Annotated in this window: 3 protein-coding genes; all 3 read left to right on the forward strand. The window is 36.0% G+C overall.

Annotated elements, in window-relative coordinates; all coding sequences use genetic code 11:
• Nucleotides 1-786, forward strand: a 786-nt coding sequence (locus DM444_RS00300; RefSeq protein ID WP_204251651.1) for a T9SS sorting signal type C domain-containing protein, incomplete at its 5' end; no start/stop codon positions are given.
• A gap of 150 nt (nucleotides 787-936) precedes the next feature.
• Nucleotides 937-4,794: a T9SS sorting signal type C domain-containing protein gene (locus DM444_RS00305; protein WP_239455542.1), complete on the forward strand. Its 3,858-nt coding sequence runs from the start codon at nucleotides 937-939 to the stop codon at nucleotides 4,792-4,794.
• A 460-nt stretch (nucleotides 4,795-5,254) separates the two neighbouring features.
• Nucleotides 5,255-7,608: beta strand repeat-containing protein (locus tag DM444_RS00310; RefSeq protein ID WP_394364504.1), on the forward strand; the 2,354-nt coding region annotated here is incomplete at its 3' end.

Raw genomic sequence — 7,608 nt, forward strand, 5'->3', positions numbered from 1 at the left:
ATCTGCAAGCCGACCACTGCGACTCTGAACTTCACCAATGTAATGCGTGTGGACGGCAATAACACGCAGTTCTACAAAACTGCAAAAACAGAGAGTGTGGAGAAGAGCCGCCTTTGGATGACTCTGAGCAATACCGAAGGGGCCTACAAACAGGTTCTGCTTGGCTATGCGCAGGGAGCGACAAACGATATTGACGTCAACTACGATGCGGCAACGATGGGATCAAATTCTTATGTTGACTTCTACACCATCAACGGAACAAAGAAACTGACTATCCAAGGACGCGCGCTTCCTTTTGACAATACGGAAGTGATTCCGCTGGGATATAAATCAGCCATTGCGGGCGATATGACAATCGCAATTGACCAGGCGGACGGATTCTTTGACACCCAGGAAGTTTATCTGGAAGATAAGACAGCGGGAACGGTAACCGATCTTCGTGCCGGAAATTATACTTTCAATACAGCTATTGGAACCTTCACGGATCGTTTTACGCTTAAGTACACCAATAAAACTTTAGGGAATGAAGAGTTTGAGAATCTTGAAAACAGTGTTTTAGTTTCTGTAAAAAATCAAGTAGTAAAAATCACTTCTTCTCAAGAAACAATAAAAGAAGTAAATGTCTATAATATTGGAGCACAATTGTTATACAGCAAAAACAAAGTGAACGCATCAGAATTACAGATTACAAATTTACATTCTACTGATCAAGTAATCTTAGTAAAAGTGACTTTAGAAAATGGATATACATTTACTAAAAAAGCTATTTTTTCGAACTTGAAATAATAAATTTTAAATATATTTTTTGAAGCCCATTCTTTTTTAGAATGGGCTTTTTTATGGTTGAAATATCCCTAAATCTTGGTATTGTGTAAACTATTAAGACTTTTTAATTTTAGTTTAATTCTTACAAATATTAACTTTAATTATATTGTTTTGATTAAAAAGTTACTCAGCTTTCTAATTCTACTTCCTTTATTAGCGAGCAATCAGATATTAGCGCAGCAAGGAAAGCTAGATAATACTTTTAATGTGATTGATGATGGACAAAATGGAGATGGTTTCAGTGATCCCGTTAGAACTCTTCTTTTACAGAAAGATGGTAATTTAATTGTTGGCGGTGATTATTCAAGTTTAAACGGGCATCCGGTCTCTTATATTACCCGTTTATTTCCCGACGGATCAATAGATGATACTTTTAATACAGGCACTGGTTTTAATGGTAAAATTTATGCCTCCTATTTGCAGGAAGACGGTAAAATTATTTTAGCTGGAAACTTTACGAGTTATAATGGAATAAACGCAGGAAGAATAATTCGATTAAATCCAGATGGAACTTATGATCCTACTTTCAATACCTCAATCGGAGCTACAACTGGAATCATTTATGATATTGCATTGCAATCTGACGGAAAGATAATTATCGTTGGAAGCTTTACAAAATACACAAATGTTACTGTAAATAGAGTGGCACGTTTATTTCCAAATGGAACACTCGATTCTTCATTTTCTACAGGCAATGGATCGCTATTAAATATTACACATGCAAAGATTACTTCTGATGAAAAAATAATTCTTACTGGCAACTTTGTTTCCTTTAATGGAACTCCGACAAATAGAATCATACGTTTGAATCCTAATGGAAGTTTTGACGCTAGTTTTAATATTGGAAGCGGATTTGACGATGACGTTAATGCTATTGTTTTGCAATCGGATAATAAAATTATTCTAGGTGGAAATTTTACAAGTTTTAATGGTAGTCCAGCCAATCGAATTATTCGTTTAAACGCCGACGGAACAAAAGATGAAAGCTTTTTATCAGGATCAGGTTTTAGTAAAGCAGGGGTTCAGGTAATAAAAATTAATTCAAATGGCGACTTAATGGTCGGAGGTTCTTTCACTGGTTTTTATAATAGTGCTGAAGTTAATAGATTGGTTTTTCTTAATGCAGATGGCACTTTAAAATCAGATTTTGATATTGGTTCAGGACCAGGTTCCGCTTCTGTTTTGAGCCTAGAATTTGACGAAGAAGGGAATTGGTTCATTGGAGGATCTTTTTCTGTTTTTAATGGACAAAATCAGGGCAGATTAGCTAAAATTGGTAATGATGGAGAACATGATATTGCTTACTTATCTTCAGGAATTGGTTTTGATAATTCTGTACTTAGCATTTTACCACTTCCAAATAAGAAAATAATCATTGGAGGAAATTTTAATAAGTTTAATGATGCGCCAGTTTCAAAAATAACTTGTCTTTTAGAAGACGGTTCTTTAGATGCATCTTTTAATGTTGGAAATTCAGGTGCAGATAATTTGGTGAAAGCAGCCGCATTGCAAGATGATGGAAAGATAATTATTGGTGGAAAATTTAAAAAGTACAATGATATGATTCATAATAGAATCGTTAGGATTTTTGCAGATGGACAAATCGATGATTCTTTCAGAGCTGGCGAAGGATTTGATGAGCAGGTTTATACAATAGCCATACAGCCTGATCAAAAAATAATTGTAGCAGGGAAATTTGCAAAGTATAATGGATCAAAAGAAAATGCAAATAAAATTGTAAGACTCCTTCCCGATGGATCAAAAGATTTACAGTTTAATATTGGTTCTGGTGCCGATGATATTATTGAAACAGCGGTTGTACAGGCTGATGGAAAAATTCTTTTAGGCGGTCACTTTAAATTTTTTAACGGATTGCCATTTGCGGGATTAGTCCGTCTAAATTACGATGGAAGTATTGATCAGAGGTTTAATATCGGAAACGGTTTTGATAAGTATGTTTATGCCATTGCTTTACAATCGGATCAAAAGATTATTGTTGGAGGCTCGTTTTTAACTTTTGATGGTGTTTCGCAAAAGAGAATTACTCGGTTAAATAGTAACGGAAGCCTTGATACAACATTCGATTCAGGTTCGGGTTTTTCCAAAGGAGATGTGCGCACTATTTTGATACAGCCTGATGATAGAATATTACTTGGAGGTGCATTTTCGGGAACTTATAAAAATGTCAAATGTTCAAAATTGATGCGATTACTTCCGTCGGGAATTTGTGATGAATCATTTACCGCACCTTTGAACAATACACTTTTTGCAATGAAATTTTCTGAGGATTATAGATTGATAATTGGCGGAAATTTTAATTCAGTTAATGGAATTTCAAAGCATAGAATTGCTCGTTTAAAACTTTGCGTAAATACGACAATTTGGAACGGAACTTCTTGGTCAAATGGATTTCCTTCTGCTGGAAAAGATGTATATTTTAAAGAGAACTTTCCTAATTTAACTACAACTACCGTTTGCGGTTGCAATATTGACCAAGGTAAAACAGTAACATTGTTAGAAAAAAATACTTTAGGAATTGAATTTGCTTACACAGGTTTTGGTACTCTGGTTTTGGAAGATTCTGCTAGTTTATATCAGTCAGATGATGATATGGTAAATAATGGAATTATTCATTTAAAAAGAAAAACAAAACCTGTTATACGTTATGATCTCACTTATTGGTCTTCTCCAGTAAACAATCAAAAAATGATAGATTTCTCACCCAATACACTTGTAGATAAGTTCTATTGGTATGATCCCTATACGCGTTGGAACATAAATTATAATGGGACAATGGTTATGGCTCCGGGACAAGGATATAACATAAGAGCTCCTCAGAATTTTTCGATAACAGAAAGAGAAATATTTGAAGGAGTGTTTAAAGGAGTTCCAAATAATGGCAAAGTAGAAGTTGAATTTATAAAAGAAAATGGAGCTTATTTAATTGGAAATCCCTATCCATCTGCGATTAGTGCAGATGAATTCTTGAAGCAAAATTCTCAGAAAATTAAGGGAGGATTATATTTTTGGACACACAATACTCCACCAGCAAATTATCATTATTCAAGAGATGATTTTGCAGTATATAGCCTTTTAGGTGGTGTTGGCACAACTCCGGCTTTGAATTCTGGTGTTAGTAACGATGCTCCAGATGGCACGATAGCTTCGGGACAGGCATTCTTTGTGCAGAATAATATGCTTGGTTTTGTTGAGTTTAATAATAGCATGAGAATTTCTGGTCGCAATGGAGCTTTTTTTAAGCCTTCTAAAAATTCAAAAATTGAGGATGAAGCTAGTAAACAGCGTTTTTGGCTGAACCTAAAAAATGATGAAATGGCATTTAAGCAAATATTACTTGGCTATGCAAAAGGCGCTTCAAATGGTTTGGATTTAAATTATGATGCAAATTATTTAAGCTCAGATCAGGTTGTTGATTTTTATAGTATTGTTGATGATAAAAGATTGGTCATTCAAGGCAAGGCTTGGCCATTTACAGAAAACGATTCTATTGTTTTGGGGTATAAAAGCACCGTTAAAGGCAGTTTGAAACTAGAGCTTGATCATGAAGACGAATTCTTTAATGGAATAATTATATTTTTAGTAGATAAAACTTTAAATAAACTTCATAACCTTAGCGAAAGCGCTTATCAATTTGACTCTGATATAGGAACTTTTAATAGTCGCTTTTTAATCATTTATGCCAATAATACTTTAGGAAATAAAGCTCCTGAAAAGAATTTGAATGATCTAATACTTTCAGTTAAAAATAGAACCATTCAGATTGAATCTTTCAAAGAGAATTTTAAGGAAATTGCAATATTTGACATTTCGGGAAACCAATTGTATAGAAAAGAAAATCTCGAAACAAATAAATTTTCTATTCAAAATCTGTTTTCTTCTCATCAGGTTTTATTAGTTAAAGTTTTTTTTGAAAATGGAAGTTCAACTTCAAAAAAAGTGATTTTTTAAACCATAGAACAAGTTCGCATTAAAGCCTTTCGCAAAATTTTGTGAAAGGTTTTTGTAAATTCAGTCTTTATTGTGTAAAATATTGATAATTAAGTAATTATTGTCGTTAAAAATTCAAATTAACAGTTTTTTCTTATTTTTTGTAAATTTTAAGTTTTGAGTGTTAAAATTATATGTTTAATACTACAACATGAATTTCAATGTAAATAAAATCGTACCTTGTTATGATATTTTGTCGATTAAAAGTAATTTATGTCGATTAAATGTTACTTGTACAAGCCGTTTTATACTATTTTTTTTCTTCTACAATAGCAGTTTTAATACTGTTTTTTTACCTGCCTAAGTTTAATTCTAATATTGGAGGGATTCTTTAATTCTATAAAAAACCTTAATCCTTCTGAGTGAGCAATTAATCTTGTTTGAGTTTGAATTTATTTTTCAATTACTAAAATGCCACAAGATGAAAAAAGATTTACTTACTACACTGAATTTCTTCAGCATTTCAACTTTAAGAACTTACATTGGGAAAACATTAAATTCTAATCGCAAATTTAAATTTTTTCTAATTTTATTTTTCTCAATTTTTTATACTACTTCCAACGCGCAAATTTCGCATCCATTAACAGCTAGCGGATCTCTTCCTCTTCCTGCAGGTATGGATGTCGTTACTGTTGAAGCTTGGGGCGCTGGAGGTGCTGGAGGTGGAGCAAATGTGACACCCTTAGTAGGACGAAGCGGCGGTGGAGGCGGTGGAGGATCTTACGCAAGAGGAACTATTACGACAACAGGACTTTCAAGTTTGGATGTTGTAGTTGCACCAGCTACCTCAGGAGGAAGCGGTAATGGGGTTTCAGGAGGACCGTCTTATATAACAGGATTTACAGGGGTTTTTAATGCGCCAGGGGGATCGGGAGGAAATGGTAATACTACAACAACTTCTACTCCAACGGGTGGAGCTGGAGGTACTGGAGCTATTGGAAATCTAGCAACAGCCGCAGGAGCAAATGGTACAAATGGAAATAGTGCAGCATTAAGCTTACTTCTTACGTCGGGTGCTGGTGGAAACGGAGCTAATTTTGGTTCAGGAGGAGGAGCTGGAGGAGTTGCGCAATCAACCGTAATATTAACAGATTTAGCAGGAACTAGTGGTGCAGCTAGCGGCGGAGGCGGAGGCGGAGCGGTAAGTGCTAATGTTTCACAGATTGGGGGAAGTGGTGCAAGAGGTTCTGTTAATGTTACTTATACCTGTAAAACCTACAGCATAACATCAGTATCAGCTACAAATGTTTGTACGGCTATAGGAACTAGTTCTCAAGTACAATTGACAAGTACAGCCGCTGGCTTACCAGTTGGGACATATACGGTAAGCTATCATAGAAGCAGCCCTTCTGCTAATAATTTAACAGCGACGATGGTAGTAACAACGGCAGGATCTGGAAGTTTTACTGCAACTGGATTTACCAATACAGGGAATAGTACTATTGTAGTTAATACTTTAACATCAGTAGATTGCACCTCTTCAATAGGTATGTCAACTCAAATTACGGTATCGGCACAGCCTACAATTACTTTAGGTTCTACTACGGCAGTATGTGCGAGTACTAATGCACAAAGTACAACTTTACCATATAGCGCGGTTACTAATGCGCCAACAAACTATAGTATTACTTGGAATGCAAGTCCAGCCAATAGTTTTGTAGCTGTTACTAATGCAACTTTACCATCGAGCCCGATCAATATTGCTATTCCTGCAGGAACTGCTGCGGGAACTTATACAGGATCGCTTACTGTAAGCAATGTCGCATGCGTATCTACGGTAAATAATTTTACTGTTGTTGTAAATCCTTTACCCACAATAACGTTAGGCGCCACTACTGCTGTATGTACAAGTGCGAGTGCACAAAGTACAACATTGCCTTATAGCGCCACTACAAATTCGCCGACAACTTATAGCATTACATGGAATGCATCGCCGACAAATACTTTTGCAGCTGTTACGAATGCAGCGTTACCGTCAAGCCCAATCAATATTCCAATTCCGGCGGGAACGGCAGCTGGAACTTACACAGGAAACTTGACAGTACGTAATGCAAATGGATGTACATCTACAGTTAATAATTTTACAGTAACAGTTAACCCGCTTCCTACTATTACTTTGGGAACGGCAGCGGTTTGTTTTAATGCATCAGCACAAACGGCTAATTTGAGTTATAGTGCTACGACAAATTCGCCCACAACTTACAGCATAACATGGAATGCGTCTCCCGCGAATAGTTTTGTAGCAGTCACTAATGCGACGTTAACCTCTAGCCCGATCAGTATTGCTGTTCCTGCCGCAACGCCAGTTGGAACATATACGGGTTCATTGACAGTTAGAAATGCAAATGGCTGTGTATCTGCAACCAATAGTTTTACTGTTACAGTCAATGCCTTGCCAACAATTACGCTTGGAACGACGGGAGCAGTCTGTTCTAGCACTTCTGCTCAAACTACAAATTTGGCTTACAGTGCAACGACAAATTCGCCTACTACATACAGCATTGTTTGGAATGCAAGTCCGACAAATAGTTTTGCAGCCGTTACAGACGTTGCGTTACCAGCAAGTCCAATCAGTATTTCTGTACCTGCTAATACAGCTGCGGGCACTTATACAGGAACATTAACAGTAAAGAATGCAAACGGATGTGTATCTACAGGAAATAATTTTACAGTGACAGTTAATCCGCTTCCAACTATTACATTAGGAACAGCGGGAGCAGTTTGTTTTAATAGCTCTGCACAAACAACAAATCTGACTTATAGTGCTACGACAAA

Origin of the sequence: Flavobacterium ginsenosidimutans (assembly GCF_003254625.1) — a bacterium.
Taxonomy (GTDB): domain Bacteria; phylum Bacteroidota; class Bacteroidia; order Flavobacteriales; family Flavobacteriaceae; genus Flavobacterium; species Flavobacterium ginsenosidimutans.